The sequence below is a fragment of the Escherichia sp. WS2035 genome (assembly GCF_046487065.1).
GTDB classification, from domain to species: domain Bacteria; phylum Pseudomonadota; class Gammaproteobacteria; order Enterobacterales; family Enterobacteriaceae; genus Escherichia; species Escherichia coli.
Window position 1 is genome coordinate 168,372 of sequence record NZ_JBJQKD010000001.1, and the last position, 23,876, is coordinate 192,247.

Genomic DNA, 23,876 nt, shown 5'->3' on the forward strand with positions numbered 1-23,876 from the left:
AAGGAGGCGCAGATGCTGCAAATTTCTCATCTTTACGCCGATTATGGCGGCAAACCGGCACTGGAAGATATCAACCTGACGCTGGAAAGCGGCGAGCTTCTGGTAGTTCTGGGGCCGTCTGGCTGCGGCAAAACTACGTTGCTGAATTTGATTGCTGGTTTTGTGCCTTATCAGCATGGCAGCATTCAACTGGCGGGTAAGGGTATTCAGGGACCGGGAGCAGAGCGTGGCGTAGTTTTTCAGAATGAAGGGTTGTTACCGTGGCGCAATGTACAGGACAACGTGGCGTTCGGCCTGCAACTGGCAGGTGTAGAGAAAATGCAGCGACTGGAAATCGCACACCAGATGGTGAAAAAAGTCGGGCTGGAAGGCGCAGAAAAACGCTACATCTGGCAGCTTTCCGGTGGTCAACGTCAGCGGGTGGGGATTGCCCGCGCGTTGGCGGCAAATCCCCAGCTGTTATTACTCGACGAACCGTTTGGTGCGCTGGACGCCTTCACCCGCGACCAGATGCAAACCCTGCTGCTGAAACTTTGGCAGGAGACGGGAAAGCAGGTGCTGTTGATTACCCACGATATAGAAGAAGCGGTGTTTATGGCGACTGAACTGGTTTTGCTTTCACCCGGCCCAGGCCGTGTGCTGGAGCGGCTGCCGCTCAACTTTGCTCGCCGCTTTGTTGCGGGAGAGTCGAGCCGCAGCATCAAGTCCGATCCACAATTCATCGCCATGCGCGAATATGTTTTAAGCCGCGTATTTGAGCAACGGGAGGCGTTCTCATGAGTGTGCTCATTAATGAAATACTGCATTCGCATCGGCTGAAATGGCGCTGGCCGCTCTCGCGTCAGGTGACCTTAAGCATTGGTACGTTAGCGGTTTTGCTCACTGTATGGTGGGCAGTCGCGGCGCTGCAACTGATTAGCCCGCTGTTTTTGCCGCCACCGCAACAGGTACTGGCAAAACTGCTCACCATTGCCGGGCCGCAGGGATTTATGGACGCCACGCTGTGGCAGCATCTGGCAGCCAGCCTGACGCGCATTTTGCTGGCGCTACTCGCGGCGGTGTTGATCGGTATTCCGGTCGGGATCGCCATGGGGCTAAGCCCGACGGTGCGCGGCATTCTGGATCCGATAATCGAGCTTTATCGTCCGGTGCCGCCGCTGGCTTATTTGCCGCTGATGGTGATCTGGTTTGGTATTGGCGAAACCTCGAAGATCTTGCTGATCTATTTAGCGATTTTTGCGCCGGTGGCGATGTCGGCGCTGGCGGGGGTGAAAAGCGCGCAGCAGGTTCGCATTCGTGCCGCCCAGTCGCTGGGTGCCAGCCGTGCGCAGGTGCTGTGGTTTGTCATTTTGCCCGGCGCGCTGCCGGAAATCCTCACCGGATTACGCATTGGTCTGGGTGTGGGCTGGTCTACGCTGGTGGCGGCGGAGCTGATTGCCGCAACGCGCGGTTTAGGATTTATGGTTCAGTCAGCGGGTGAATTTCTCGCGACTGACGTGGTGCTGGCGGGGATCGCGGTGATTGCGATTATCGCCTTTCTTTTAGAACTGGGTCTGCGCGCGTTACAGCGCCGCCTGACGCCCTGGCATGGAGAAGTACAATGAGTGAACGTCTGAGCATTACCCCGCTGGGGCCGTATATTGGCGCACAAATTACGGGGGCCGACTTAACGCGCCCGTTAAGCGATAATCAGTTTGAACAGCTTTACCATGCGGTGCTGCGCCATCAGGTGGTGTTTCTGCGCGATCAAGCTATCACGCCGCAGCAGCAACGCGCGCTGGCCCAGCGTTTTGGCGAGCTGCATATTCACCCTGTTTACCCTCATGCTGAAGGGGTTGACGAGATCATCGTCCTGGATACCCATAATGATAATCCGCCGGATAACGACAACTGGCACACCGATGTGACATTTATTCAAACGCCACCCGCAGGGGCGATTCTGGCGGCGAAAGAGTTACCCTCGACCGGCGGCGATACGCTCTGGGCCAGTGGTATTGCCGCATATGAGGCGCTCTCTGTTCCCTTCCGCCAGCTGTTGAGCGGGTTGCGTGCGGAGCATGATTTCCGTAAATCGTTCCCGGAATACAAGTACCGCAAAACCGAGGCTGAGCATCAACGCTGGCGTGAGGCGGTCGCGAAAAATCCACCGTTGCTACATCCGGTGGTGCGAACGCATCCGGTGACCGGTAAACAGGCACTGTTTGTGAACGAAGGTTTTACCACACGAATTGTTGATGTCAGCGAGAAAGAGAGCGAAGCCTTGTTAGGTTTTTTGTTTGCCCATATCACTAAACCGGAGTTTCAGGTGCGCTGGCGCTGGCAACCGAATGATATTGCGATTTGGGATAACCGAGTGACTCAGCACTATGCCAATGCGGATTACCTGCCACAGCGGCGGATTATGCATCGGGCGACGATTCTTGGGGATATTCCGTTTTATCGGGCGGGGTAAGGGGGAAATGCCGGGTTGGATAACCCGGCATAATGATCATTAACGCAGAATCTTCTTCTCAGCCAAATCCAGCGCAAAGTAGCTGAAAATCAGATCCGCACCCGCACGCTTAATCGAACCTAAGCTTTCGAGCACGACTTTCTCTTCATCTATAGCACCCGCCAGCGCGGCGAACTTAATCATCGCGTACTCACCGCTCACCTGATACGCGCCAATCGGCAATTCAGTACGTTCACGCAGCTCACGCACGATGTCGAGGTATGCTCCGGCAGGTTTAACCATCAGGCAGTCTGCGCCCTGGGCTTCATCCAGCAGTGACTCACGAATCGCCTCACGACGGTTCATTGGGTTCATCTGATAGCTTTTGCGGTCGCCTTTTAATGCGCTTCCGGCAGCTTCACGGAACGGGCCATAAAAGGAGGAGGCGAACTTGGTCGAATACGACATAATCGCCGTATCTTTAAAGCCCGCAGCGTCCAGCGCCTGGCGAATCGCCTGTACCTGACCATCCATCGCGGCAGAAGGGGCGATGAAGTCTGCGCCTGCAGCAGCTGCAACCACGGCTTGCTTGCCTAAATTTTCCAGAGTCGCGTCGTTGTCGACGCCATGCTCGCACAGAACACCGCAGTGACCGTGAGATGTGTATTCACAGAAGCAGGTGTCTGACATAACGATCATTTCTGGCACGGTCTGCTTGCAGATGCGCGACATACGCGCCACCAGTCCATCTTCCCGCCAGGCATCGCTGCCGGTTTCATCGGTATGGTGAGAGATGCCGAAAGTCATCACGGAACGAATACCGGCGTTGGCGATGCGTTCAATTTCGCGTGCCAGATGTTTCTCTGGAATGCGCATCACGCCTGGCATGGCTTCAACGGCTTTATAGTCGTCAATTTCTTCTTCAACAAAGATCGGCAACACCAGGTCGTTAAGGCTAAGTGTTGTCTCTTCAAACATAGCGCGCAGCGCAGGAGATTTGCGCAGGCGACGAGGGCGTTGGATTAAGTCTGTCATGGTCTGCCTGATGTTTGTGGAATCGAGGGGCATAGTATACCTGAAGCAGGCTGGGTGTGTTTTACGAAAGTTGTCGCGATGTTGACAAGAAGAGAATGAAAAAGAGGTCAGGACATCTTTGTAATAGAAATAGCAATAATTTCATATTCACTGAAAATATTTTTAATTTTTATTTATAGCCATAGATTATTGTTTTTGGGGATTTGGTGACGTTTTCAAAAAGTGAATAACTTAAAGTTCATTGCTTATTGATACATTATTTGTCTGTTTTAGCTGTTTTATATTTTTATGGTCTATGTTTTAAAATTAACGCTTTCATTAACGTATTGAAATATTGTGTTTTTGTTATTTATTTCTGTGTGTGTGTTCACGTGCTTTATATATGTCCGCAATCGGACTTAGGGGAAAGAATAATTGAACCATTCCTCTATAACGCCGCATAATCGTAAACGCGAAACATAATATGTTTTCTATGCATTGATAATTGATGGATCAACTTATTACGTCCCTGAGGAGGGATGACAAATGCACTCCTGGAAAAAGAAACTTGTAGTATCACAATTAGCATTGGCTTGCACTCTGGCTATCACCTCTCAGGCTAATGCAGCAAACTATGATACCTGGGGGTATCATGACAACACCACGACCGATTTAGTTTGGCCGTATGACACTGACAATGATGGAATTGCCGATGCTGGCGGCATGGACCCGATGGGTTCAGACGGTAACTACGTAACTTACAATGGTTTTGTTTACTATAACAATGCCAATGGTGATTTCGACACCGTCTTTAAAGGCGATACTGTTAACGGTACCATTTCTACTTATTACTTGAATCATGATTACGCTAGCGGTTCTGTTAACCAGTTAGATATCAGCAATTCAGTAATTCATGGGTCAATCACTTCTGAACTGCCATTTGGTTATTACAGCATTACTCCTGCAGAAGTTAATGCTAAAGGTGAAGTTGTAACTCCACAGACCTATAGTGGCTATAATTTCTATAACGGAATCACTACTGACCTTGACTACAATTGGTACGATGGTGACGTATTCACTCTGAACGTATCCAATTCCACCATTGATGATGACTATGAAGCTCTTTACTTCACTGACACATATCTTGATGGTGATAAATCTAAGTCAACCAATGAAACGTTCTATACCGCTCTGGGTGTTGCAGTAAATCTTGATGTTGAAAGCAATATCAATATTACTAACAACTCCCGTGTAGCTGGTATTGCGCTGTCTGAAGGCAATACAAGCAACACGACTTATACTAGCGAATATCATCAGTGGGACAACAACATTAATGTGTCTAACTCCACTGTAACTTCAGGGTCACAGACTCCGCTGGAAGAAAGCAATGGCTTCTTCGGTAAATCTGCTGAACCAAGTGATTACGCTGGTAATGGTGGCGAAAATGACGTAGCTCTGTCATTCTCTGACAATGCTGGCTCAAATTATTCCATGAAAAACAATGTAAACTTTGACCATTCAACCCTGTTGGGTGATGTCGAGTTCACAAGCCACTGGAATAACGATGGCGTATTCTTCTATTCAACCGGCCATGACAGCAATGGTGACGGTGTCCTTGATACCAACGGTGGTTGGGTAGATGATGCTCAGAACGTTGATGAACTGAACATTACTCTGAACAACGGTAGTAAGTGGGTTGGCTCAGCAAACATGAGTGCTGAAGTAATTGCTCCGGCAGATATGTATGATGTTGCGCCGAACAGCCTGACCCCTGGTGCCACTATCGAAGCTAACGATTGGGGTCGTATTATTGACAACAAGGTATTCCAGAGCGGCGTATTTAACGTAGCACTGAACAATGGTTCAGAATGGAATACCGTTAATAGTTCAGTAATTGATACATTAGCTGTAAATAATGGCTCTCAGGTAAATGTTACTGATTCCTCTCTGGTCTCAGATACCATTGGTTTAACCAACGGCTCCTCACTGAATATTGGTGAAGATGGTTTGGTTGCTACAGACCACCTGACTGTTGATAGCTACAGTACCGTTAATTTAACCGAATCTACTGGCTGGAATAACTATTCTAACCTGTATGCCAATACCATCACCGTAACTAACGGTGGTGTACTGGATGTGAACGTTGATCAGTTTGATACTGAAGCTTTCCGTACTGACAAACTGGAACTGACTAGCGGCAACATCGCTGACCATAACGGCAACGTAGTTTCTGGTGTGTTCGACATCAACAGCAGCGATTACGTTCTGAACGCGGATTTGGTGAACGACCGTACGTGGGATACTTCCAAGTCTAACTACGGTTACGGTATTGTTGCTATGAACTCTGATGGTCACCTGACTATCAATGGCAACGGCGACGTAGACAACGGTACTGAACTGGATAACAGTTCTGTAGACAACGTTGTTGCTGCAACCGGTAACTACAAAGTTCGTATCGACAACGCAACTGGCGCTGGCGCAATCGCTGATTACAAAGATAAAGAAATTATCTACGTCAACGACAAAAACAGCAACGCGACTTTCTCTGCTGCTAACAAAGCTGACCTGGGTGCATACACCTATCAGGCTGAGCAGCGTGGTAACACCGTTGTTCTGCAACAGATGGAGCTGACCGACTACGCTAACATGGCGCTGAGCATCCCGTCTGCGAACACCAATATCTGGAACCTGGAACAAGACACCGTTGGTACTCGTCTGACCAACTCTCGTCATGGTCTGGCTGATAACGGCGGCGCATGGGTAAGCTACTTCGGTGGTAACTTCAACGGCGACAACGGCACCATCAACTATGATCAGGATGTTAACGGCATCATGGTCGGTGTTGATACCAAAATTGACGGTAACAACGCTAAGTGGATCGTCGGTGCGGCTGCAGGCTTCGCTAAAGGTGATATGAATGACCGTTCTGGTCAGGTGGATCAAGACAGCCAGACTGCCTACATCTACTCTTCTGCTCACTTCGCGAACAACGTCTTTGTTGACGGTAGCTTGAGCTACTCTCACTTCAACAACGACCTGTCTGCAACCATGAGCAACGGTACTTACGTTGACGGCAGCACCAACTCCGACGCTTGGGGCTTTGGTTTGAAAGCCGGTTACGACTTCAAACTGGGTGATGCAGGTTACGTAACTCCTTACGGCAGCGTTTCTGGTCTGTTCCAGTCTGGTGATGATTACCAGCTGAGCAACAACATGAAAGTTGATGGTCAGTCTTACGACAGCATGCGTTATGAACTGGGTGTAGATGCAGGTTATACCTTCACCTACAGCGAAGACCAGGCTCTGACTCCGTACTTCAAACTGGCTTACGTCTACGACGACTCTAACAACGATAACGATGTGAACGGTGATTCCATCGATAACGGTACTGAAGGGTCTGCGGTACGTGTTGGTCTGGGTACTCAGTTCAGCTTCACCAAGAACTTCAGCGCCTATACCGATGCTAACTACCTCGGTGGTGGTGACGTAGATCAAGACTGGTCCGCGAATGTGGGTGTTAAATATACCTGGTAATATTCTTCACTCCGAAGAAATAGGTAATTTAATCTAAATAATGCCCGTCAAGGATTTGACGGGCATTACTGCAAAGGACGCGCAAATGTTATCTGTAGTTAAACCTCTTCAGGAATTTGGTAAGCTCGATAAATGTTTGTCCAGATACGGTACGCGCTTCGAGTTTAATAATGAAAAGCAAGTTATATTTTCCAGTGATGTCAATAGCGAAGATACTTTCGTTATTTTAGAAGGTGTTATCTCTCTGCGTAGAGAAGAAAACGTACTTATCGGTATTACACAGGCTCCTTATATTATGGGGCTGGCTGATGGTTTAATGAAAAACGATATACCATACAAATTAATATCAGAAGGAAACTGTACGGGATATCATTTGCCAGCCAAACAAACCATTACTCTTATTGAACAAAATCAACTCTGGCGAGACGCTTTTTACTGGTTAGCCTGGCAAAATAGAATTCTGGAATTACGCGACGTTCAGCTCATTGGGCATAATTCCTACGAACAAATCCGCGCGACGTTATTATCAATGATTGACTGGAATGAAGAATTGCGATCACGTATTGGCGTGATGAATTATATCCATCAACGTACACGTATATCGCGTTCTGTCGTTGCGGAAGTTCTCGCTGCTTTGCGTAAAGGCGGCTATATCGAAATGAATAAAGGCAAACTGGTCGCTATCAACCGTTTGCCTTCAGAGTATTAATCAGGATGCGGGGATAACCAACGGTTTATTCCCGCTTAGCTCGGTCACCAGGTCATTGATGCCATCGCTCATATTTTTAAAGCGCGTCAACGGCGAACGAGTGACCACCACAAACGCACCAATATTCTTCTGCGGGATCATCGCCATATAGGTAATGAAACCGCCACCACCACCTGTCTTCTGAATAATCCCCGGACGACCCTCTTTCGGGGCCATATATACCCAGCCTAAACCAAGCGCATCCGCTTTGCCGGGGACATCCATGCCAATCACTTTTGTAAACTGCGCGCGCTGATAAATCAACGTCTGCATGCGATCAGCCTGGTTACTGCGTTGATAAAAATCAGATGACAAATACTGCTGCATCCAGCGCATCATATCGCCTGGCGTGGAATAGACGCCGCCGCTGCCAATTGCCGCCAGCGTGTTATTGCACGGACTGGCACCGCGCTCAGCAACCATTAAACGGCGGCACTGATCCGGTGAGGGGGTGTAGGTGGTGTCTTTCATCCCCAACGGACGGGTAATCTGCTCTTCAAACAACTGGGTATAAGGCTTGCCGGACGCATTCGCCAGTGCATCTGCCAGCAGATCGAATGCGAGGTTGGAGTACGCGGCCTGGCTGCCCGGCGCGGCTTTTAGTTTGGCAGTGGAAAGGTATTTCCAGCGTTGCTCGCGCGTTGGCCAGACAAATACCGGACGATGTGCCGCGCCACCGGGCTGTTCACGGGGCAGGGCGCTGGTATGGGTTGCCAGATTCACCAGCGTAATGGGCGTCCCATTGTAGGTCGGTACGCGTGCGCCTGGCGGAGCATATTTACTTAGCGGATCGTTTAACTTCACGGTCCCCTGGTCGAGCAATTTTACCAGCATCTCACTGGTCATTAACTTGGTGAGGGAAGCAATACGTATGACGGAATCCAGCTGCGGGCGAACGTTATTACCAGGTCGCGTTTCGCCATAACTGCGAAAGACGCGCTGGTTACCGTCGATAACAACCAGCGCCATCCCCGTGGCACCGCTGCCGTAAAAAATATGATCGGCATAACGATCGACAATATCAGAGGCAAACTCCGGTTCAGTGATCGGCTGAGCCGCATGGACGGAGGTCAATGACGCCGAATACAGCACGGCAGAAAAAAGCAGACTACGTTTCAACGGTGGTGTCCATAGATTGAATGAAGGTAACTGAGCGTATTTATACTACTCATTGATGGATTGCAAAGGGCGAATTAGTGCAATAATAGTGTTAAAAACGTAACGGCGCGTAAACACGATCTTTTTCCTGCTCACCAATGCCTGCATTTGTGATCCTGCGCGTGTTAATCCGCTTATGTAAACAATCTTTGGTTTGTGAAACCCGTCGAAACAATTCTTATGGTCAGGCTGGCGAACTAAGCGCCTTGCTATGGGTCACAATGGGCGGTTTCATTTGGCTGACGCTTTGTAGCGGTCATGCGGTTAATACACAGCAGTTGTTAAAACGATAAGAAGTTAGCAGGAGTGCATATGTTTAAGTCTTTTTTCCCAAAGCCGGGAATGTTTTTTCTCTCGGCCTTTGTTTGGGCATTGATTGCCGTTATCTTCTGGCAAGTCGGTGGGGGTGATTGGGTGGCGCGTATCACCGGCGCTTCCGGGCAGATCCCGATTAGCGCCGCGCGTTTCTGGTCGTTGGATTTCCTGATTTTTTACGCTTACTACATTGTTTGCGTAGGACTTTTTGCATTGTTCTGGTTTATCTATAGCCCGCACCGTTGGCAATACTGGTCAATACTCGGTACTGCGCTGATTATCTTCGTCACCTGGTTTTTGGTGGAAGTCGGGGTTGCCGTCAACGCCTGGTATGCGCCGTTCTATGATCTGATTCAAACGGCGCTAAGTTCGCCGCATAAAGTCACCATCGAACAATTTTACCGCGAAGTGGGCGTCTTTCTGGGGATTGCGCTGATCGCGGTGGTGATCAGTGTGCTGAACAACTTCTTTGTCAGTCACTACGTGTTCCGCTGGCGTACGGCGATGAACGAATATTACATGGCGAACTGGCAACAACTGCGTCATATCGAAGGGGCCGCGCAGCGTGTGCAGGAAGACACCATGCGTTTTGCTTCAACGCTGGAGAATATGGGCGTCAGCTTTATCAACGCTATCATGACGTTGATCGCCTTCCTGCCGGTGCTGGTAACGCTCTCCGCACATGTGCCGGAGCTGCCGATTGTCGGGCACATTCCGTATGGTCTGGTGATTGCCGCTATCGTCTGGTCGCTGATGGGGACCGGATTACTGGCAGTGGTAGGGATCAAACTGCCGGGGCTGGAGTTTAAAAACCAGCGTGTAGAGGCTGCCTACCGTAAAGAACTGGTTTATGGTGAAGACGATGCCACGCGCGCGACGCCGCCTACGGTACGCGAGCTTTTTAGCGCCGTACGGAAAAACTATTTCCGCCTCTATTTTCACTATATGTATTTCAATATCGCCCGCATTCTCTATTTGCAGGTCGATAACGTTTTCGGTTTGTTCTTGCTGTTTCCGTCAATTGTTGCCGGTACGATTACACTCGGCCTGATGACGCAGATTACTAACGTTTTTGGTCAGGTTCGCGGTGCTTTCCAGTACCTGATTAACTCATGGACCACACTGGTTGAGTTGATGTCTATCTACAAACGTCTGCGCAGCTTTGAACATGAGCTGGATGGTGACAAAATTCAGGAAGTAACCCATACCTTGAGCTAAAAAGGAGAAGTAATGTCGCGCGTCAATCCTCTATCTTCGCTGTCATTGTTGGCGGTTCTGGTTTTAGCGGGGTGTAGTAGTCAGGCTCCGCAACCGTTGAAAAAGGGCGAAAAAGCGATAGATGTGGCGAGCGTCGTGCGGCAGAAGATGCCTGCGAGCGTGAAAGACCGCGATGCCTGGGCGAAAGATCTCGCCACCACCTTTGAAAGTCAGGGGCTGGCACCGACGCTGGAAAACGTCTGCTCGGTGCTGGCGGTGGCGCAGCAGGAGTCAAATTATCAGGCAGATCCGGCCGTTCCGGGCTTAAGCAAGATCGCCTGGCAAGAGATTGACCGTCGTGCTGAACGGATGCACATTCCTGCTTTTCTGGTGCATACCGCGCTAAAAATCAAATCGCCAAACGGCAAAAGCTATAGCGAACGGTTAGATTCGGTGCGTACAGAAAAGCAATTGAGCGCGATTTTTGACGATCTGATCAGCATGGTGCCAATGGGGCAGACGCTGTTTGGTTCGCTCAATCCGGTGCGCACCGGTGGGCCGATGCAGGTCAGTATTGCTTTTGCCGAACAGCATACCAAAGGGTATCCGTGGAAAATGGACGGTACAGTCCGTCAGGAAGTCTTCAGTCGCCGCGGCGGGTTGTGGTTTGGTACTTACCATTTACTGAATTATCCCGCCAGCTATAGCGCGCCGATATACCGTTTTGCTGATTTTAACGCTGGCTGGTACGCCAGCCGTAATGCCGCGTTTCAGAACGCGGTCAGTAAGGCCAGCGGCGTGAAGCTGGCACTGGACGGTGATTTAATTCGTTACGACAGTAAAGAGCCCGGGAAAACCGAACTGGCAACGCGCAAACTGGCGGGAAAACTGGGGATGAGTGACAGCGAAATTCGCCGTCAGTTAGAGAAAGGGGACAGCTTCTCTTTTGAGGAGACGGCGCTGTACAAGAAAGTTTATCAACTTGCCGAAGCGAAAACCGGTAAATCACTACCCCGCGAAATGTTGCCTGGCATTCAACTGGAAAGCCCGAAAATCACCCGCAATCTGACTACGGCCTGGTTTGCGAAGCGCGTAGACGAACGGCGGGCGCGTTGTATGAAACAGTGATCAAACAGGAATGTCACGCCAGATAAGGCGTTTTAGGCCGCATCTGGCAACGTAAATCTTACTGGCGGCGATGTCGCCAGTGCAGCCATAGCGCCACTACTGCAAAAATGAGGCAGCCTACTAAAAACGGGATCAGCCCAAAAATGGTGCCGACACCTAAACCAATTTCCACCCGTGGGCGACCTGTTTCCTGGACCTGCATTAAACGCTCATAGACGCCGGGCGCATGCACTAGCAGGTTCAGCAATTGTGCCCCAGCCCAAAAGCAAAACAGCACAAACAACGCATAGGCAATATTGCCAGGCGTTGAAGAGGCATTGCGATATTTTCCGCTAAACAGCGATTTTGACAGGGTGAAATCAGCCATAAAAACCTCCGGAAGTCATCTGCTTCTCTTCTGGTGTGATACCAGCGGCTTATGGCAAGTCTGACAGGTCATTTAGATTGTCAATATCAGAATCATGGTAAATTGATGTTGGGAATATTCCCGAAGCGTGAATCTTCGTTGCGAGTCACAAAATAGCAACCTTAAGTTAAATTTATTAACAATTGCGAAAGTGTTGTCTACACCACAGACAGTTGTTACAGAATATGAAAAGATGTTGTTTTTCGTTAACGGAGCTGCCATGAATCTGCCTGTAAAAATCCGCCGTGACTGGCACTACTATGCGTTCGCCATTGGCCTTATATTCATTCTTAATGGCGTGGTGGGGTTACTGGGATTTGAAGCAAAAGGTTGGCAGACCTATGCCGTCGGTCTGGTGACGTGGGTGATTAGTTTCTGGCTGGCGGGATTGATTATTCGTCGTCGCGATGAAGAAACTGAAAACGCCCAATAAGAATATTACCGGGCGTTTGAATATTACATTGTGGTTTTCAGTGCGTTATCCGCAGCGTGACGCTCCAGCGCCAGCTCAATCAAACGCGTGATCAGGTCGGTGTAACCCAGACCGCTGGCTTGCCACAGCTTCGGATACATACTGATGTTGGTGAAGCCAGGCAGGGTGTTGATCTCGTTGATCACCACTTCGTTCTCTGGGGTTAAAAACACGTCTACACGCGCCATGCCTGCGCATCCCAACGTCTGATAAGCCTGAACGGCAATCGCCCGGATCTTATCGTTGATTTCTGGCGCAATGGCTGCCGGAACTACCACTTTCGCGCCATCTTCGTCAATGTACTTGGTGTCGTAGGCATAGAAATCGCTGGTGAGTACGATCTCGCCACAGGTGCTTGCTTGCGGGTTATTGTTGCCAAGAACTGCGCATTCGATTTCACGACCTTTGATCCCTTGCTCAACGATCACTTTATGATCGAACTCGAACGCCAGATCGACGGCAATTGTGTACTGTTCTTCACTGGTTACTTTGCTGACACCAACAGAAGAGCCCTGATTAGCCGGTTTTACAAACAGCGGTAACCCCAGTTTAGACTCCACTTCGGCAAAACTGATGTTGTGACGATTAGCGCGCGTCAGGGTAATAAATGGCGCAATGTTCAGCCCGGCATCGCGCAGCAGACGTTTGGTGACATCTTTATCCATACAGGCCGCTGAAGCCAGAACATCAGAACCTACAAACGGTAAATTGGCGACCCGCAGCATTCCCTGCAAGGAACCATCTTCGCCCAGCGTACCGTGGACAATCGGGAAAATGACATCCACCGTCGGCAACGGCTGACCGTTTTGTGCGTCGATAAGCTGATGCTCATGTTTACCTGGCACCTGCGCAAGGCTGGTCGCCGAAGGACGCAACGCAATATGGGCAGGATCGTCTGCATTTAGCAGATAATTGCTGGCATCGCTGACGTGCCATTGCCCTTGTTTATCAATGCCCAGCAGCACAACATCGAAGCGACTTTTATCAATGGCATCGACAATGTTTTTTGCCGATTGCAGAGACACTTCATGTTCCGCTGATTTACCACCAAAAACGATTCCTACCCGCAGTTTTTCCATCTTAAAAACCTATCCCGTCTAACACAAAGTGCATACATTACCACGACAAAACGGGGGATTCGCGGCCTTCTGACAGAATGTTGCAATCTTCTGCTGACAAAGCGAGCAACGTACTGGTGAAGAAAGTGCGTTATCTCAAAGATGTGTGCAAGATCACAAAAATGATGAACGGGAAGCTAATTTATTCCTGGCTTAAATGACCATGTGGTGAGTTTTTTTCTCTTAATTATAAGATAACGAAGAGAATATATTTCATAACTTTTATTTATAATAAAGGTTGATAATTAAAGACCTATATTTTATGTGGGTAATTATTTAAATAAGAGAAACGTTTCGCTGGTAATCAAACAAAAAATATTTGCGCAAAGTATTTCCTTTGTCATAAAAATAATACTTCCAGACACTATGAAGTTGTGAAACATAATGTTAACTTCTCCATACTTTGGATAAGGAAATACAGACATGAAAAATCTCATTGCTGAGTTGTTATTTAAGCTTGCCCAAAAAGAAGAAGAGTCGAAAGAACTGTGTGCGCAGGTAGAAGCTTTGGAGATTATCGTCACGGCAATGCTTCGCAATATGGCGCAAAATGATCAACAGCGGTTGATTGATCAGGTAGAGGGGGCGCTGTACGAGGTAAAGCCCGATGCCAGCATTCCTGACGACGATACGGAGCTGCTGCGCGATTACGTAAAGAAGTTATTGAGGCATCCTCGTCAGTAAAAAGTTAATCTTTTCAACAGCTGTCATAAAGTTGTCACGGCCGAGACTTATAGTCGCTTTGTTTTTATTTTTTAATGTATTTGTACATGGAGAAAATAAAGTGAAACAAAGCACTATTGCACTGGCACTCTTACCGTTACTGTTTACCCCTGTGACAAAAGCCCGGACACCAGAAATGCCTGTTCTGGAAAACCGGGCAGCTCAGGGCGATATTACTGCACCCGGCGGTGCTCGCCGCTTAACGGGTGATCAGACCGCTGCTCTGCGTGATTCTCTTAGCGATAAACCTGCAAAAAATATTATTTTGCTGATTGGCGATGGGATGGGGGACTCGGAAATTACTGCCGCACGCAATTATGCCGAAGGTGCGGGCGGCTTTTTTAAAGGTATCGATGCCTTACCGCTTACCGGGCAATACACTCACTATGCGCTGAATAAAAAAACCGGCAAACCGGACTACGTCACCGACTCGGCTGCATCAGCAACCGCCTGGTCAACTGGTGTCAAAACCTATAACGGCGCGCTGGGCGTCGATATTCACGAAAAAGATCACCCAACGATTCTGGAAATGGCAAAAGCCGCAGGTCTGGCGACCGGTAACGTTTCTACCGCAGAGTTGCAGGATGCCACGCCCGCTGCGCTGGTGGCGCATGTGACCTCGCGCAAATGCTACGGTCCAAGTGCGACCAGTGAAAAATGTCCGGGTAACGCTCTGGAAAAAGGCGGAAAAGGATCGATTACCGAACAGCTGCTTAACGCCCGTGCCGATGTTACGCTTGGCGGCGGTGCAAAAACCTTTGCTGAAACGGCAACCGCCGGTGAATGGCAGGGAAAAACGCTGCGTGAACAGGCACAGGCGCGTGGTTATCAGTTGGTGAGCGATGCTGCCTCACTGAATTCGGTGACGGAAGCGAATCAGCAAAAACCCCTATTAGGACTGTTTGCTGACGGCAATATGCCAGTGCGCTGGCAAGGACCGAAAGCAACGTACCACGGTAATATAGATAAGCCCGCAGTCACCTGTACGCCTAATCCGCAACGTAATGACAGTGTACCGACCCTGGCGCAGATGACCGACAAAGCCATTGAATTGTTGAGTAAAAATGAGAAAGGCTTTTTCCTGCAAGTTGAAGGTGCGTCAATCGATAAACAGGATCACGCTGCGAATCCTTGTGGGCAAATTGGCGAGACGGTCGATCTCGATGAAGCCGTACAACGGGCGCTGGAATTCGCTAAAAAGGATGGTAACACGTTGGTCATAGTCACCGCTGATCACGCCCATGCCAGCCAGATAGTTGCGCCAGATACCAAAGCTCCGGGCCTCACCCAGGCGCTAAATACCAAAGATGGCGCAGTGATGGTGATGAGTTACGGGAACTCCGAAGAGGATTCACAAGAACATACCGGCAGTCAGTTGCGTATTGCGGCGTATGGCCCGCATGCCGCCAATGTTGTTGGACTGACCGACCAGACCGATCTCTTCTACACCATGAAAGCCGCCCTGGGGCTGAAATAAAACCGCGCCCGGCAGTGAATTTTCGCTGCCGGGTGGTTTTTTTGCTGTTAGCAACCAGACTTAATGACAGATCACGGGCGCATACGCTCATGGTTAAAACATGAAGAGGGATGGTGCGATGAAAATTACATTACTGGTTACCTTGCTTTTCGGTCTGGTTTTTTTAACCACCGTCGGCGCTGCCGAGAGAACCTTAACCCCACAACAACAGCGTATGACCTCTTGTAATCAGCAGGCGACGGCGCAGGCGTTGAAAGGGGATGCTCGTAAGACCTACATGAGTGATTGCCTGAAGAACAGCAAATCTGCGCCTGGTGAAAAAAGTTTGACGCCACAGCAGCAAAAGATGCGCGAATGTAATAATCAAGCAACACAACAATCTCTGAAAGGGGATGATCGTAATAAGTTTATGAGTGCCTGCCTCAAGAAAGCCGCCTGATACCTGATAGTGCTAACGGGTGAGCTACGAAAATGGCTCACCCGAAATTTCATACTTCTGCCTTTAGTCCCGTCTCTATAATTTGGGAAAATTGTTTCTGAATGTTCCCAAAAATAATGAATGATGAAAACTTTTTCAAAAAAGCGGCGGCGCATGGGGAGGAACCTCCTTTAACTCCTCAAAACGAACATCAGCGGTCCGGGCTGCGCTTCGCCCGTCGCGTCAGACTACCCCGCGCGGTTGGTCTGGCTGGCATGTTCTTACCGATTGCTTCAACGCTGGTTTCGCACCCGCCGCCGGGCTGGTGGTGGCTGGTGTTGGTCGGCTGGGCGTTCGTCTGGCCGCATTTAGCCTGGCAGATAGCGAGCAGGGCCGTCGATCCGCTTAGCCGGGAAATTTACAACTTAAAAACCGATGCAGTATTAGCGGGAATGTGGGTAGGCGTAATGGGCGTAAACGTGCTGCCTTCCACCGCGATGTTGATGATTATGTGTCTGAATTTGATGGGGGCAGGCGGCCCCCGTCTGTTTGTTGCGGGTCTGGTGTTGATGGTGGTTTCCTGCCTTGTCACCCTCGAACTGACGGGCATCACCGTGTCGTTCAATAGCGCACCGCTGGAATGGTGGCTCTCCCTTCCCATTATTGTCATTTATCCTCTGCTGTTTGGCTGGGTCAGCTACCAGACGGCGACTAAACTGGCGGAACATAAACGCAGGTTGCAGGTCATGAGTACCCGCGACGGTATGACGGGCGTGTATAACAGACGTCATTGGGAAACTATGTTACGCAATGAATTTGATAACTGTCGGCGGCATAATCGCGATGCAACGTTACTGATTATCGATATCGACCATTTCAAGAGCATCAACGATACCTGGGGCCATGATGTGGGTGATGAAGCGATTGTGGCGCTTACCCGACAGTTACAAATTACCCTGCGCGGTAGCGATGTGATTGGTCGGTTTGGCGGCGATGAGTTTGCAGTAATCATGTCCGGTACGCCAGCTGAGAGCGCCATCACCGCCATGTTACGGGTGCATGAAGGGCTAAACACGTTACGCTTGCCGAATACGCCACAGGTAACTTTACGGATTAGTGTGGGGGTTGCGCCGCTGAATCCACAAATGAGTCACTATCGCGAGTGGTTGAAATCGGCAGATTTGGCGCTCTACAAAGCAAAGAAAGCCGGACGTAACCGCACCGAAGTGGCGGCCTGACGTCCGGCAAAAGCCATCAGGATTTGCTGAGTTTTTCTGATTTTTCCATACACTTCGTCATCGCTTCGATCACTGCGGCACGGAAGCCTTTCTCTTCCAGTACGCGTACCGCCTCAATGGTGGTGCCTCCCGGTGAGCAGACCATATCTTTCAGTGTTCCCGGATGTTCTCCCGTTTCCAGCACCATTTTTGCGGAGCCCATTACCGCCTGAGCGGCAAATTTATACGCCTGGGCGCGTGGCATCCCGCCCAGCACGGCGGCGTCGGCCATCGCTTCGATAAACATAAAGACGTAGGCTGGCGAAGAACCGCTCACACCGACCACCGGGTGGATCATCGGCTCAGCAATCACTTCCGCTTCGCCAAAGCAGCGGAAAATATTCAGCACATCAGCGGTATCTTCTGGGGTTACCAGCGCGTTTGGCGTTACGGAGGTCATCCCGGCATTAACCAGCGCGGGAGTGTTCGGCATGGCGCGGATAATTTTCCGGTCATGGCCCAGCGCGCGGGCAAGCTGGTCGAGCGTGATACCTGCAGCAATAGAAACGACCAGAGAGTCTTTATTCAGGCTGGAGGTGATTTCGCTAAGCACTTTAATCATGATGCCTGGTTTAACGGCGGCAAAAATGATGTCGGCGATTTGCGCTACTTCTTGCGCCGATTCTGCGGCGTTGATGCCGAACTGTTCATGCAGGGCGGTGACTTTATCCGGGGAGGGGGTATATACCCAGATTTGCCCTGGAAGCACCTGACCGCTGGCAATCAGACCGCCGAGAATGGCTTTTCCCATATTGCCGCAGCCAATAAAACCGATTTTCTTTTCCATTGCCTCACTCCTGCCGTGAAATTCATTGTTTTGATAATCGCTGGCAGAAGCATAAACAGAACTATGCCGGAAGGCAAAAGCGCGACACAATAGAGGATTACCCAACAAAGGATGACTTTATGACAATTTGGGTGGATGCCGACGCGTGTCCCAATGTAATTAAAGAGATTTTGTATCGCGCGGCGGAACGTATGCAGATGCCGCTGGTACTGGTAGCAAACCAGAGTTTACGCGTGCCGCCATCACGATTTATTCGTACGCTGCGCGTCGCGGCAGGTTTCGACGTTGCCGATAACGAAATTGTTCGGCAGTGTGAAGCGGGCGATTTGGTGATCACCGCAGATATACCTTTGGCTGCTGAAGCCATTGAGAAAGGCGCGGCGGCGCTTAATCCGCGCGGCGAACGTTATACGCCAGCGACCATTCGTGAGCGCCTGACGATGCGCGATTTTATGGATACCTTACGTGCCAGTGGGATCCAGACCGGAGGACCAGATAGTCTTTCACAACGTGACCGCCAGGCTTTTGCTGCGGAGCTGGAGAAGTGGTGGCTGGAAGTGCAACGTAGTCGTGGCTAAATGTAATTTATTATTTACACTTCATTCTTGAATATTTATTGGTATAGTAAGGGATGTATTGAGATTTTCACTTTAAGTGGAATTTTTTCTTTACAATCGAAATTGTACTAGTTTGATGGTATGATCGCCATTCTCATGACACCGGCTTTCGCCGCATTGCGACCTATTGGGGAAAACCCACGATGACACAACCTCTTTTTCTGATCGGGCCTCGGGGCTGTGGTAAAACAACGGTCGGAATGGCCCTTGCCGATTCGCTTAACCGTCGGTTTGTCGATACCGACCAGTGGTTGCAATCACAGCTCAATATGACGGTCGCGGAGATCGTCGAAAGGGAAGAGTGGGCGGGATTCCGCGCCAGAGAAACGGCGGCACTGGAAGCGGTAACTGCGCCATCCACCGTTATCGCCACGGGCGGCGGCATTATTCTGACGGAATTTAATCGTCACTTCATGCAAAATAACGGGATCGTGGTTTATTTGTGTGCGCCAGTATCAGTCCTGGTTAACCGACTGCAAGCTGCACCGGAAGAAGATTTACGGCCAACCTTAACGGGAAAACCACTGAGCGAAGAAGTTCAGGAAGTGCTGGAAGAACGCGATGCGCTATATCGCGAAGTTGCGCATATTATCATCGACGCAACAAACGAACCCAGCCAGGTGATTTCTGAAATTCGCAGCGCTCTGGCACAGACGATCAATTGTTGATTTTCGAGCGCCTATACTTAACGTTCATCCCGTGAAATAAGGAAGAACGATGCCAACGAAACCGCCTTATCCTCGTGAAGCATATATAGTGACGATTGAAAAAGGAAAGCCAGGACAGACGGTAACCTGGTACCAACTCAGAGCCGATCATCCTAAACCAGACTCGTTGATCAGTGAACATCCGACCGCTCAGGAAGCGATGGATGCGAAAAAACGCTATGAGGACCCTGACAAAGAGTGACCGCATCAGACCGCTCGGAAGGGATTCTGAGTGCCGCCACAAGGGATCTGCGTCACATTTTTCACAATTCATGTTTTTCAAATAATTAGAATATTAAACAATAACAATCCATTACTGGAATCATTTGGAATCTTTACATTATGCAGTGCAGGTCTGCTGCTACGCTTTTTGTCATTTGTAGCACAAGTAAGTGTCAGCAGTGGTGCTTAACACTTGCCCGGTAATTAACGACGAAATAAAAGTAAGGTGGAAGAACAATGAGTGCGTCGTTGGCGATCCTGACTATCGGCATTGTACCTATGCAGGAAGTTTTGCCGCTCCTGACAGAATACATTGACGAAGATAATATTTCCCATCATAGCCTGCTGGGGAAGTTAAGCCGCGAAGAAGTGATGGCGGAGTACGCGCCAGAAGCAGGCGAAGACACAATTCTCACATTATTAAATGACAACCATCTGGCCCATGTTTCGCGTCGCAAAGTTGAGCGAGACCTGCAAGGTGTGGTTGAAGTGCTCGATAATCAGGGTTACGACGTCATTATATTAATGAGTACAGCAAACATTAGTAGTATGACCGCGCGTAATACGATCTTTCTTGAGCCGTCGCGGATATTGCCACCGCTGGTTTCCTCTATTGTTGAAGATCATCAGGTGGGGGTTATCGTACCGGTTGAGGAGTTGCTGACCGTTCAGGCGCAAAAATGGCAAATTTTGCAGAAACCGCCAGTATTTTCATTGGGTAACCCCATTCATGATTCGGAACAAAAAATCATTGATGCCGGGAAAGAATTACTGGCAAAAGGTGCAGATGTCATCATGCTGGATTGTTTGGGATTTAACCAGCGTCATCGCGATTTACTGCAAAAACAGCTCGATGTTCCTGTCTTGCTCTCTAACGTATTGATTGCACGGCTGGCTGCGGAATTACTGATGTAATTTTGCGTGACAGCCAGCGCCTCTGGCCCCTATAGTGAAGTAGATGTTCAACTACCAGACAGGGCCAGTTTATGCTTCAAAGTAATGAGTACTTTTCCGGCAAAGTGAAATCGATCGGCTTTTCCAGCAGCAGCACTGGTCGCGCCAGCGTGGGTGTTATGGTTGAAGGTGAATACACCTTCAGCACCGCTGAGCCTGAAGAGATGACGGTAATCAGTGGCGCGCTGAATGTGTTACTGCCTGACGCGACCGACTGGCAAGTGTATGAAGCCGGTTCGGTGTTTAATGTTCCCGGTCACAGCGAGTTTCATCTGCAAGTTGCCGAACCCACCTCTTATCTGTGCCGCTATCTGTAATTCCTCGCCTTCCCCTTGAACGGGAGGGCATTTTTCTGAAATGTCCTCTCTTTAACCCATAATAATATTTCCTTTGCTGGGATTTTTTCGATTTCCGATATATTCATAATTCATCAAGGTTGATATCAATATCAGCGAAGATCTCCAGATATTGTTGCGGAACTGGCGACGATAAAAGATAAATCAGATGATGAATGGTGGCGTGCATTGCTGCAAAGTCGCAATGATCATTTGCGCCAAACGGCATTGCACAACGCACATACCCCGGTGTTGTTGTTAACGACATTGACTGAGCCTCAGGAGCGGTCGCTGGCTATTAATAATTCACAGCTGGCTGCCGATGTGAAAACGGCGTGGTTAAAAGAGGATCCATCATTACTCTTATTTGTCGAACAACCCGATCTTTCGCTGTTACGTGATTTAGTGAAAACCGGGGCAACGCGAAAAATTCGCAGTGAAGCGCGTCACCGGCTTGAGGAAAAACAATGACACAACGCCCCTGGAGCAAGTTACAGCATAAAACGCATAATATTGCTGCGCTAAGAATTATTGCCCGCTGTAGCTAACGATTATATTCCTGGTGTGGCTTCGTACGCCGGATAAGACGCGGCAGGCGTCGCATCCGGCATTAAAGGTAAATCAGCAATTAACGTTGTGCTTCGCCACCTAATCCTTCAATCAGGTTTTGAATTAACGCTGCCAGTTCACCAGTCATCAGGATGAAATCGGCATCAAAGCGCTGGGCGAAATCTTCACGGTCGATATCTTCGTTTTGATCGCGCAGCTCGTCGCAGAACTTCAGACGCTTGAGCGAACCATCGTCGCACATCACAAACTGAATGCGCTGCTGCCAGTCGAGCGCCAGTTTAGTCACCACTTTTCCGGCTTCAATGTGGTTGGTGATCTCTTCGCTGGTCAGATCTTGTTTCTTCGCGCGGATCACGCCGCCATCTTCCAGCAACGATTTCAGCTCGGCTTCATCAAGCAGCTGGAAGCCCTGTGCCGCGCTGCCGGAACGTACCCATTCGGTCAGCGTCAGTTCAATCGGGTTTTCCATGCTCAATGGTACAACCGGTAACGACCCCAGGCTTTTACGCAGCAGTGCCAGCGTATCTTCCGCTTTTTTGGCGCTGGCGCAGTCCACCATAATCAAACCGTTAACCGTATCGATCCACATCATTGTCTGGCTAAAACGGCTGAAAGCACGCGGCAGCAGAGAGTGCAGCACTTCGTCTTTCAGCGAATCTTTTTCGGTTTTCTTCAGCTTACGCACCTGTTCCGCTTCCAGTTTGGCGATTTTCGCTTCCAGCGCCTGTTTAATCACCGGGGACGGGAGGATTTTTTCTTCTTTGCGCGCACAGATAACAATTTGACCATTGGCAACGTGCGTTAACGCATCGCTGTGCGATCCCATCGGAGGTACCCAGCCCATCTTCGCCATGTCCTGGCTGCCGCATGGGGTAAATGCCATCGAGGCTAGCTGTTTTTCCATCTCTTCTGCACGCAGCGAAATCTCGCGGCTAAGACGGTAAACCATTAAATTTTTGAACCACAGCATGATAATTTCCACGGCCTTGTCGTTAAATTTAGCGGGCATGATAACGAATTGTCGGCGGCCTTGCATTGCCAATCCGGTTGTCCGTCTCTACGCTATTGATATTGAAAAAAATAAGGAGAGTACCGTGCGTATAGGTATCGATTTAGGCGGCACCAAAACTGAAGTGATTGCATTGGGCGATGCAGGGGAGCAGTTGTACCGCCATCGTCTGCCCACGCCGCGTGATGATTACCGGCAGACTATTGAAACGATCGCCACGTTGGTTGATATGGCGGAGCAGGCAACAGGGCAGCGCGGAACGGTAGGTATGGGCATTCCAGGTTCGATTTCGCCCTACACCGGCGTGGTGAAGAATGCCAATTCAACCTGGCTCAACGGTCAGCCATTCGATAAAGACTTAAGCGCGCGGTTGCAGCGGGAAGTGCGGCTGGCAAATGACGCCAACTGTCTGGCGGTTTCAGAAGCGGTAGATGGCGCGGCAGCGGGAGCGCAGACGGTTTTTGCCGTGATTATCGGCACGGGATGCGGCGCGGGCGTGGCATTCAATGGGCGGGCGCATATCGGCGGCAATGGCACGGCAGGCGAGTGGGGACACAATCCGCTACCGTGGATGGACGAAGACGAACTGCGTTATCGCGAGGAAGTCCCTTGTTATTGCGGTAAACAAGGTTGTATTGAAACCTTTATTTCAGGCACGGGATTCGCGACGGATTATCGTCGTTTGAGCGGACATGCGCTGAAAGGCAGTGAAATTATCCGCCTGGTTGAAGAAAGCGATCCGGTAGCGGAACTGGCATTGCGTCGCTACGAGCTGCGGCTGGCAAAATCGCTGGCACATGTCGTGAATATTCTCGATCCGGATGTGATTGTCCTGGGCGGCGGAATGAGCAATGTAGACCGTTTATATCAAACGGTTCCGCAGTTGATTAAACAATTTGTCTTCGGCGGAGAATGTGAAACGCCGGTACACAAGGCGAAACATGGTGATTCGAGCGGCGTACGCGGCGCTGCATGGTTATGGCCACAAGAGTAAAAAACCCAGGCAATTGGCGTATCATGCCTGATGCGACGCTTGCCGCGTCTTATCAGGCCTACAAAGTGAGCCGTCCGGTAGGCCGGATAAGGCGCTCGCGCCGCATCCGGCAACAAATAACGCGCACAGTGGCGGCAACCCCCCGGTGCTCCGATGCCTGATGCGACACTGGCGTGTCTTATCAGGCCTACAAAATGAACAGTCCCGTAGGCCGGATAAGGCGTTCACGCCGCATCCGGCAATAAGCAACGTGCACCGTGACTGC

Annotated in this window: 25 protein-coding genes and 2 pseudogenes; 21 read left to right on the plus strand and 6 right to left on the minus strand. The window is 49.9% G+C overall.

All coding sequences use genetic code 11. The features are described from left to right. The first annotated feature begins 12 nt into the window (after positions 1-12). Genes tauB through tauD form a run of 3 tightly spaced genes read left to right on the plus strand, consistent with a single transcriptional unit; the run spans position 13 to position 2,452 of the window. Positions 13-780, plus strand: a complete 768-nt coding sequence (gene tauB, locus ACJHX4_RS00825) for a taurine ABC transporter ATP-binding subunit (protein WP_000939359.1) — start codon at positions 13-15, stop codon at positions 778-780. Further along, positions 777-1,604, plus strand: a complete 828-nt coding sequence (gene tauC, locus ACJHX4_RS00830; RefSeq protein ID WP_000114572.1) for a taurine ABC transporter permease TauC — start codon at positions 777-779, stop codon at positions 1,602-1,604. Before tauB ends, tauC begins: the two co-directional genes overlap by 4 nt. Next, a complete protein-coding gene (gene tauD / locus ACJHX4_RS00835) occupies positions 1,601-2,452 on the plus strand; it encodes a taurine dioxygenase (protein WP_000004069.1) in 852 nt (283 codons plus the stop codon). Before tauC ends, tauD begins: the two co-directional genes overlap by 4 nt. A 39-nt stretch (positions 2,453-2,491) precedes the next feature. Here the strand turns inward: tauD and hemB are convergent, their stop codons facing one another. Continuing rightward, positions 2,492-3,466, minus strand: coding sequence for a porphobilinogen synthase (hemB, locus tag ACJHX4_RS00840; RefSeq protein WP_001295337.1), 975 nt, complete (start codon positions 3,464-3,466; stop codon positions 2,492-2,494). 525 nt (positions 3,467-3,991) lie between these two features. Here hemB and ACJHX4_RS00845 point away from each other — a divergent pair. Beyond that, positions 3,992-6,979 carry an autotransporter outer membrane beta-barrel domain-containing protein gene (locus ACJHX4_RS00845; RefSeq protein WP_000556411.1) on the plus strand — a complete coding sequence of 996 codons (2,988 nt, stop codon included), beginning with the start codon at positions 3,992-3,994 and terminating at the stop codon, positions 6,977-6,979. Between the two features lie 85 nt (positions 6,980-7,064). Then, the gene (gene iprA, locus ACJHX4_RS00850; RefSeq protein ID WP_001295817.1) at positions 7,065-7,688 is read left to right on the plus strand and encodes a hydrogen peroxide resistance inhibitor IprA; all 624 of its coding nucleotides are present in this window, start codon (positions 7,065-7,067) and stop codon (positions 7,686-7,688) included. Here iprA and ampH read toward each other — a convergent pair whose 3' ends face one another. After that, positions 7,689-8,846, minus strand: coding sequence for a D-alanyl-D-alanine-carboxypeptidase/endopeptidase AmpH (gene ampH, locus ACJHX4_RS00855; protein ID WP_000830769.1), 1,158 nt, complete (start codon positions 8,844-8,846; stop codon positions 7,689-7,691). 351 nt (positions 8,847-9,197) lie between these two features. Between ampH and sbmA the strand changes: the two genes are divergently transcribed. Further along, positions 9,198-10,418, plus strand: a complete 1,221-nt coding sequence (sbmA, locus tag ACJHX4_RS00860; RefSeq protein WP_001385225.1) for a peptide antibiotic transporter SbmA — start codon at positions 9,198-9,200, stop codon at positions 10,416-10,418. Between the two features lie 12 nt (positions 10,419-10,430). Further along, the gene (yaiW, locus tag ACJHX4_RS00865) at positions 10,431-11,525 is read left to right on the plus strand and encodes a surface-exposed outer membrane lipoprotein YaiW (protein WP_000092069.1); all 1,095 of its coding nucleotides are present in this window, start codon (positions 10,431-10,433) and stop codon (positions 11,523-11,525) included. Positions 11,526-11,583: 58 nt separating this feature from the next. On the opposite strand, the gene ACJHX4_RS00870 is transcribed toward yaiW, so the two are convergent. Continuing rightward, complete coding sequence (locus ACJHX4_RS00870; RefSeq protein WP_000763151.1) at positions 11,584-11,892, minus strand: YaiY family protein; 309 nt, start codon at positions 11,890-11,892, stop codon at positions 11,584-11,586. A 259-nt stretch (positions 11,893-12,151) separates the two neighbouring features. Here ACJHX4_RS00870 and ACJHX4_RS00875 point away from each other — a divergent pair, with 259 nt between their 5' ends. Continuing rightward, complete coding sequence (locus ACJHX4_RS00875) at positions 12,152-12,364, plus strand: DUF2754 domain-containing protein (RefSeq protein WP_001295334.1); 213 nt, start codon at positions 12,152-12,154, stop codon at positions 12,362-12,364. Between the two features lie 23 nt (positions 12,365-12,387). On the opposite strand, the gene ddlA is transcribed toward ACJHX4_RS00875, so the two are convergent. Then, positions 12,388-13,482, minus strand: coding sequence for a D-alanine--D-alanine ligase (ddlA, locus tag ACJHX4_RS00880; RefSeq protein ID WP_000413686.1), 1,095 nt, complete (start codon positions 13,480-13,482; stop codon positions 12,388-12,390). Positions 13,483-13,559: 77 nt separating this feature from the next. Here ddlA and ACJHX4_RS00885 point away from each other — a divergent pair. The 5 genes and pseudogenes from ACJHX4_RS00885 to adrA all read left to right on the plus strand — a co-directional run bounded on the left by ACJHX4_RS00885 (position 13,560) and on the right by adrA (position 17,377). Continuing rightward, positions 13,560-13,763: pseudogene (locus ACJHX4_RS00885) on the plus strand (hypothetical protein). 181 nt (positions 13,764-13,944) lie between these two features. Continuing rightward, positions 13,945-14,205, plus strand: coding sequence for an anti-adapter protein IraP (gene iraP / locus ACJHX4_RS00890; protein ID WP_000792973.1), 261 nt, complete (start codon positions 13,945-13,947; stop codon positions 14,203-14,205). A gap of 100 nt (positions 14,206-14,305) precedes the next feature. Further along, the gene (phoA, locus tag ACJHX4_RS00895) at positions 14,306-15,721 is read left to right on the plus strand and encodes an alkaline phosphatase (RefSeq protein ID WP_001295821.1); all 1,416 of its coding nucleotides are present in this window, start codon (positions 14,306-14,308) and stop codon (positions 15,719-15,721) included. Between the two features lie 118 nt (positions 15,722-15,839). Then, on the plus strand, positions 15,840-16,160 hold the full coding sequence (psiF, locus tag ACJHX4_RS00900) for a phosphate starvation-inducible protein PsiF (protein WP_001295332.1): 321 nt from the start codon (positions 15,840-15,842) through the stop codon (positions 16,158-16,160). 101 nt (positions 16,161-16,261) lie between these two features. Continuing rightward, on the plus strand, positions 16,262-17,377 hold the full coding sequence (adrA, locus tag ACJHX4_RS00905) for a diguanylate cyclase AdrA (protein WP_000484048.1): 1,116 nt from the start codon (positions 16,262-16,264) through the stop codon (positions 17,375-17,377). A gap of 16 nt (positions 17,378-17,393) precedes the next feature. On the opposite strand, the gene proC is transcribed toward adrA, so the two are convergent. Continuing rightward, on the minus strand, positions 17,394-18,203 hold the full coding sequence (gene proC / locus ACJHX4_RS00910; RefSeq protein WP_001295822.1) for a pyrroline-5-carboxylate reductase: 810 nt from the start codon (positions 18,201-18,203) through the stop codon (positions 17,394-17,396). Positions 18,204-18,322: 119 nt separating this feature from the next. Between proC and ACJHX4_RS00915 the strand changes: the two genes are divergently transcribed. The 7 genes and pseudogenes from ACJHX4_RS00915 (at position 18,323) to ACJHX4_RS00945 (ending at position 21,586) form a co-directional block, all read left to right on the plus strand. Then, the gene (locus ACJHX4_RS00915; protein ID WP_000158159.1) at positions 18,323-18,781 is read left to right on the plus strand and encodes a YaiI/YqxD family protein; all 459 of its coding nucleotides are present in this window, start codon (positions 18,323-18,325) and stop codon (positions 18,779-18,781) included. Between the two features lie 182 nt (positions 18,782-18,963). After that, entirely contained in the window at positions 18,964-19,488 is a 525-nt protein-coding gene (gene aroL / locus ACJHX4_RS00920) for a shikimate kinase AroL (RefSeq protein ID WP_000193393.1), read from the plus strand. Between the two features lie 49 nt (positions 19,489-19,537). Continuing rightward, complete coding sequence (gene yaiA, locus ACJHX4_RS00925; protein ID WP_001142439.1) at positions 19,538-19,729, plus strand: protein YaiA; 192 nt, start codon at positions 19,538-19,540, stop codon at positions 19,727-19,729. Positions 19,730-19,986: 257 nt separating this feature from the next. After that, positions 19,987-20,664, plus strand: a complete 678-nt coding sequence (locus ACJHX4_RS00930; protein ID WP_001276402.1) for an AroM family protein — start codon at positions 19,987-19,989, stop codon at positions 20,662-20,664. A gap of 71 nt (positions 20,665-20,735) precedes the next feature. Beyond that, positions 20,736-21,020, plus strand: coding sequence for a pyrimidine/purine nucleoside phosphorylase (gene ppnP / locus ACJHX4_RS00935; RefSeq protein WP_000941942.1), 285 nt, complete (start codon positions 20,736-20,738; stop codon positions 21,018-21,020). 147 nt (positions 21,021-21,167) lie between these two features. Further along, positions 21,168-21,509: pseudogene (locus ACJHX4_RS00940) on the plus strand (DUF2773 domain-containing protein); the annotation flags it as partial. Continuing rightward, complete coding sequence (locus ACJHX4_RS00945) at positions 21,506-21,586, plus strand: hypothetical protein (protein ID WP_122083095.1); 81 nt, start codon at positions 21,506-21,508, stop codon at positions 21,584-21,586. The pseudogene ACJHX4_RS00940 and the gene ACJHX4_RS00945, both read left to right, overlap by 4 nt. 80 nt (positions 21,587-21,666) lie before the next feature. On the opposite strand, the gene rdgC is transcribed toward ACJHX4_RS00945, so the two are convergent. Beyond that, a complete protein-coding gene (gene rdgC, locus ACJHX4_RS00950) occupies positions 21,667-22,578 on the minus strand; it encodes a recombination-associated protein RdgC (RefSeq protein WP_012896740.1) in 912 nt (303 codons plus the stop codon). Between the two features lie 124 nt (positions 22,579-22,702). Here rdgC and mak point away from each other — a divergent pair, with 124 nt between their 5' ends. After that, positions 22,703-23,611, plus strand: coding sequence for a fructokinase (gene mak / locus ACJHX4_RS00955; RefSeq protein ID WP_001219313.1), 909 nt, complete (start codon positions 22,703-22,705; stop codon positions 23,609-23,611). Positions 23,612-23,876: the final 265 nt, after the last annotated feature.

Excerpts from the sequence above, each read along its gene's own strand:
- hemB (WP_001295337.1), bottom strand. The coding sequence starts at position 3,466 with ATGACAGACTTAATCCAACGCCCTCGTCGCCTGCGCAAATCTCCTGCG.
- iprA (WP_001295817.1), top strand. The coding sequence starts at position 7,065 with ATGTTATCTGTAGTTAAACCTCTTCAGGAATTTGGTAAGCTCGATAAA.
- tauB (WP_000939359.1), top strand. The coding sequence starts at position 13 with ATGCTGCAAATTTCTCATCTTTACGCCGATTATGGCGGCAAACCGGCA.
- yaiA (WP_001142439.1), top strand. The coding sequence starts at position 19,538 with ATGCCAACGAAACCGCCTTATCCTCGTGAAGCATATATAGTGACGATT.
- tauD (WP_000004069.1), top strand. The coding sequence starts at position 1,601 with ATGAGTGAACGTCTGAGCATTACCCCGCTGGGGCCGTATATTGGCGCA.
- rdgC (WP_012896740.1), bottom strand. The coding sequence starts at position 22,578 with ATGCTGTGGTTCAAAAATTTAATGGTTTACCGTCTTAGCCGCGAGATT.
- ACJHX4_RS00875 (WP_001295334.1), top strand. The coding sequence starts at position 12,152 with ATGAATCTGCCTGTAAAAATCCGCCGTGACTGGCACTACTATGCGTTC.
- ppnP (WP_000941942.1), top strand. The coding sequence starts at position 20,736 with ATGCTTCAAAGTAATGAGTACTTTTCCGGCAAAGTGAAATCGATCGGC.
- ACJHX4_RS00845 (WP_000556411.1), top strand. The coding sequence starts at position 3,992 with ATGCACTCCTGGAAAAAGAAACTTGTAGTATCACAATTAGCATTGGCT.
- ACJHX4_RS00945 (WP_122083095.1), top strand. The coding sequence starts at position 21,506 with ATGACACAACGCCCCTGGAGCAAGTTACAGCATAAAACGCATAATATT.
- sbmA (WP_001385225.1), top strand. The coding sequence starts at position 9,198 with ATGTTTAAGTCTTTTTTCCCAAAGCCGGGAATGTTTTTTCTCTCGGCC.
- psiF (WP_001295332.1), top strand. The coding sequence starts at position 15,840 with ATGAAAATTACATTACTGGTTACCTTGCTTTTCGGTCTGGTTTTTTTA.
- ddlA (WP_000413686.1), bottom strand. The coding sequence starts at position 13,482 with ATGGAAAAACTGCGGGTAGGAATCGTTTTTGGTGGTAAATCAGCGGAA.
- adrA (WP_000484048.1), top strand. The coding sequence starts at position 16,262 with ATGTTCCCAAAAATAATGAATGATGAAAACTTTTTCAAAAAAGCGGCG.
- iraP (WP_000792973.1), top strand. The coding sequence starts at position 13,945 with ATGAAAAATCTCATTGCTGAGTTGTTATTTAAGCTTGCCCAAAAAGAA.
- ACJHX4_RS00870 (WP_000763151.1), bottom strand. The coding sequence starts at position 11,892 with ATGGCTGATTTCACCCTGTCAAAATCGCTGTTTAGCGGAAAATATCGC.
- tauC (WP_000114572.1), top strand. The coding sequence starts at position 777 with ATGAGTGTGCTCATTAATGAAATACTGCATTCGCATCGGCTGAAATGG.
- aroL (WP_000193393.1), top strand. The coding sequence starts at position 18,964 with ATGACACAACCTCTTTTTCTGATCGGGCCTCGGGGCTGTGGTAAAACA.
- proC (WP_001295822.1), bottom strand. The coding sequence starts at position 18,203 with ATGGAAAAGAAAATCGGTTTTATTGGCTGCGGCAATATGGGAAAAGCC.
- ACJHX4_RS00930 (WP_001276402.1), top strand. The coding sequence starts at position 19,987 with ATGAGTGCGTCGTTGGCGATCCTGACTATCGGCATTGTACCTATGCAG.
- ACJHX4_RS00915 (WP_000158159.1), top strand. The coding sequence starts at position 18,323 with ATGACAATTTGGGTGGATGCCGACGCGTGTCCCAATGTAATTAAAGAG.
- yaiW (WP_000092069.1), top strand. The coding sequence starts at position 10,431 with ATGTCGCGCGTCAATCCTCTATCTTCGCTGTCATTGTTGGCGGTTCTG.